This window comes from Tenacibaculum finnmarkense genomovar ulcerans (genome assembly GCF_900239495.1).
Classification (GTDB): Bacteria; Bacteroidota; Bacteroidia; order Flavobacteriales; family Flavobacteriaceae; genus Polaribacter; species Polaribacter ulcerans.
Window position 1 is genome coordinate 1,207 of record NZ_OENE01000029.1, and the last position, 4,751, is coordinate 5,957.

The following is a 4,751-nucleotide window of genomic DNA, read 5'->3' on the forward strand; positions in this document are numbered from 1 at the left end:
CTTTTATATCGTTAAAGGAAATGAAAGTGTAAAGGCAGTAAATGAGCAATAGTTGCTAAACGCTTAAAAAATAAGTTTTATAACAAAAAACACGAAGTTAGCGCTTCGTGTTTTTTAGGTTAAAATAAATACTGTAAATGTGACTTTAATTTGAAAAAAGTGTCATTATAGTGTGTTATGTAAAACAAATTGATTGTTGTATTATAGTAATCGAAGTATTCTTGTTAGTATGTTATTCATGGTTAGTGACAGGTATTATTTTACCCTGAAAAAGATACTATATTTGCGTATTATTACTGTGTCTATTTGTTTTATAGGTTTTTAAAAACACTGTTTTTACAATGTATTTAAAAAAAAAACAAGTAAATTTACACTATTAAAAAACCATATTTATATAAAAAAACCACCACTATTAAAATCAAATTTATGAAAAAAAGTTATTTAAAATTACTGGCTAACATTTTTTGTTTAGCATTTTTTCTCTTTCCTTTGTTGGTAAGTTCTCAGGTTGTTTCAACTTGGGGTAATTTATCGGGGGCTATGCCTGAAAATAATTTTTTAACAAACAGTTATTCATCTATAGCAGACGGAACATCAGTTGTTAAGGTTGATATTACAAGAACAAATTCATCAACAGTTGGCGGGGCTATAAATGCCATTGCTCCGGCATTAACTTTAGCGAATAGTTTTAATAATGCAAGAGCTACTGTTGGAATTTCGGGTAATACATATACATATACATTTAGTGAACCTGTATTTGTTAAAATAAGCTCAGAAGAACATAGTGAGTTTTTTAAAAATGAAAATATAAAAATTTCAAGTACAACGGCAGGGGTTCAGTTTTCCGGTAGTTTTGTAAACGGACAAGCAGGTCATTCTATAGAAAATAACAATACGTCATCAGTACATTTTATTTCTGATGGTTCAGCTACTACAGCAGGAACTCACTGGCTGGCAGAAAGTAATATTGCTGTAACAAGTATATCGGTTGAATATTATGTAACCAATGAAACTGAAGTAGTTTCTTCAGAGCCATTTACATTAAATTTAGCACCAACTCCTTTTATTCGTCTAGATAGTGCTAATATTACAGGAGCAGGAGGTATTGACTTAAATTCATCAGCTTGCTCGACAGGTTCTGAAATTTTAGACAATACCAATACGGGAGCAACTTCTATATTAAACGCTCCATTTGGCATAGAGTCAATGACTGTTACACTAACAAATTCTCAAAATATAGGAGATGAAGAACTAACAATGAAAGGTGCTTTTTCAGGTTTAATAGTTTCAGGAAACAATACAACTTCTTTAACATTTAAAAATGATGGAACAGCTCCTAATAGTTCTTTTAGAAACTCATTAGATGATATTTTTTATAAAAACAACGCAGCAGTGCCAAATACAACAGTAAATAGAATTTTAGAGGTTCAATTAACAGATATAAATGGTGTTGTTTCAAATATAGCAAAAACTACATTTCCTGTTTTTGTAGGACCTGTACCTGGAGAAACTAATGGACCTATTTTTGTTCTTGAAGGCTCGGGAAATATAGATTTGTTTACAGCTTTAGATGGCTCGCAAGACGCAGGAGGTACTTGGGTTGATGTAGATAGTACAGGAGCATTATCTGGTAGTATTGTTACAGAAAGTGCTTTACCATTAGGTGGAACAATTTTTAGATATGAAGTAAGCGGAACAGCTCCTTGTAATAAAGCAACAATTACGGTTGTAATTATAAAAATAAGTAATAATGAAATAGGGCTAACTTCATCAACCTCATGTGGAGAATTGTTAACAGAATATACAGACCCATTATATTCAGCCAATTCTGATGATCCTATTTTCTTATTTACAAGTGGTAGTGGTGAGTTAACTTCTCCACAGGGAACTGCAGGTACTATATATGATTGGTATAAATTTAATCCAGGATCTAACTCTTATGATACTTATGCATTAAATTCAACAGCAACTCAAACAGGTTTAGCCGATGGAGGTTATTTAGTTGTTAGAAATGATGGAGGCACAGTTGTAGAAGGAAGAGCTTGGGTATGGAATACCTCATTAAGTTTAGATATTGGGGCAGACCAAACCGTTTGTGCTGGAGATACTATTAATTTAAACGGAGTAGGTTCTGTTACAAACCCAAAATACACCTATTACGACCCAAGACCAAGGCCTTTAATTTTAACACCAACAACAAAAATAACAGTAACTTTTGATGCAACGCATACTTATATATCAGATCTAGCTTTTTATTTAATACCGCCAGGTGGTGATCCAAGACCAATTATAGATGGAGGAGATGCAATAATATTAGCACCTAAGGGTAAAACCTGTAATAACGGTGAAAATGTATCAGGATTAACATTTACTAATGATCCAGGGGCAGGTACTTTTACTATGTGTAGTTCTCCAAAACCAACTACACTTTCAGGTATTTTTAATAGTTATTATGAAAATCGTGACTCTTCTAATGCTCCAACTTTTATCGATTGGTCTACTCTTAATAGTGAGGATGCTCGTAAAGGAGGCTGGGCTGTTCAAATATATGATTGTGTAAGACAAGATGTTGGTCGTTTAAAAGGAGCTGTTATTAAATTTGATGACGGTTTAGGGAATGTCGTAACGCATTCAAGTGGTTCTATAGATGTATCGATAAACGATTTTTCTTGTGATGCTTCTAGTGCTTCTATATATGTGGTTCCTTTTGTTCCTCCAGTACTTAATATAAATACAGTTGTTTCTTTAGTTGATGGAATTGGTTTAAGTGGTACTTCAGGTGGTTATCAGTGGTCTTATAGTACAGCTGGTACTACAGGTCCTTGGGCAGCTTTTGAAAATACAACCTTAACACCTTCAAGAACATTTAATGAAGATACTTGGATTAGATTACAAGCCGATAATGGTGTTAGATGTGTTACAGAAGTAATAAAGAAAATTACAGCAGTGGCTAAACCTAAAGCAGGTGTTGGTTCTGATAGTTATGTTTGTGTTGGAGATACTTCCGTTGATTTATCATCATTATTAACAGGGCAAGATGCGGCAGGGGTATGGAGTATTTCAGCTGGTTCACCAAATAATCCAGGAGCAGATTTTAATGCAAGTACCGCTACATATAATCCAACGGCAAGAGGTGTTTATCAATTTGATTATACCGTTACAGCAACAACGCCTTGTGTAAATGATGTAAGTACAGTAACTGTATTTGTATCAGGTAATACTGTAACAGCAGCTTCAACTACGCCAACTTTATGTATAAATGAAGCTCTTACAGATATAACACATCAAACAACAGGAGCTACGGGTATTGGACTTGCGCAAAACTTACCTACGGGTATAACAGCTATTTTTACTTCTGATAATATAATTACACTATCAGGAACACCAACGGCTAGTGGAGTATTTAATTATACAATTCCATTAACTGGAGGCTGTGGTACTATTGTTAATGCTACAGGGGAAATTACAGTAACAGCAGATATGACTGTTACAACTGTACCACAAACAGTAACAACTATAAATACGGCACTTACAAATATAATTCACACAACAACCTTGGCAACAGGAATCTCAAATGATGGTATTTCAGGAGCTAATGGATTACCACAAGGAGTAAGTGCTAGTTTTTTAGCAGATAAAATAACAATTAGCGGTACCCCAACAGTTTCAGGAACGTTTAATTATGAAATTGATTTAACAGGTTTATGTAAGCCTTTAAAAGCAATAGGAACTATAATAGTAAAGAATGCTTTAATAGCTTCAGGTGACATATTAGGAAGCTTAAAATCACCATTAGCATCAGGTGCTTCGGATGTTCCAGCGGGATCAGTTTTAACAGGAGATACCTTAAATGGCGTTCAAGTAACGACCGCAAATACAGATGTAACGCCAATAACGACAGGAAATATTTTAATAGATGCCGACGGAAATGTAACGATTGCAGCAAATACACCAACAGGAAGCTATGATGTAGAATATGAGATTTGTGAAAGTGGAGCAAATCCAGGAAACTGTACGACAGCCACAGTAACGGTAGAAGTAGTTGGAGAATTAGTAGCCGTAAAAGATGAATTTACTTCAATCAACGGAAAAGACGGAGCTACAACCACAAGTGTTTTAGAAAATGATACCTTAAATGGAGTGAAAGTAGTTCCATCAGAAGTAACATTAACAGCAGGAACAGCACCAACGCCAATAGCAGGAAACATCACCATGAATGCCGACGGAAGCATCACAATAGCACCGGGAACATCAGCTGGAGATTATAATATAGAATATGAGATTTGTGAGAAATTAAATCCAGCGAATTGTAAAACAGTAATATCAACCGTAGAAGTTGTAGCAGCTCCAATTGAAGCGGTAAAAGATGAATTTACTTCAATCAACGGAAAAGACGGAGCTACAACCACAAGTGTTTTAGAAAATGATACCTTAAATGGAGTGAAAGTAGTTCCATCAGAAGTAACATTAACAGCAGGAACAGCACCAACGCCAATAGCAGGAAACATCACCATGAATGCCGACGGAAGCATCACAATAGCACCGGGAACATCAGCTGGAGATTATAATATAGAATATGAGATTTGTGAGAAATTAAATCCAGCGAATTGTAAAACAGTAATATCAACCGTAGAAGTTGTAGCAGCTCCAATTGGAGCGGTAAAAGATGAATTTACTTCAATCAACGGAAAAGACGGAGCTACAACCACAAGTGTTTTAGAAAATGATACCTTAAATGGAGTGAAAGTAGT

Annotated in this window: 1 protein-coding gene and 1 pseudogene (1 of these 2 running past the window's edge); both read left to right on the forward strand. The window is 34.8% G+C overall.

The features are described 5' to 3' along the window. Positions 1-52, forward strand: partial view of an OmpA family protein gene (locus DPIF8902391_RS12605; protein ID WP_457810462.1) — the end only. It extends 533 nt beyond the left edge of the window; the window shows 52 of its 585 coding nt (coding positions 534-585); its start codon lies beyond the left edge, outside the window; it ends in the stop codon at positions 50-52. Positions 53-426: 374 nt separating this feature from the next. Further along, a pseudogene (locus DPIF8902391_RS09240) lies at positions 427-4,751 on the forward strand (hypothetical protein); the annotation flags it as partial.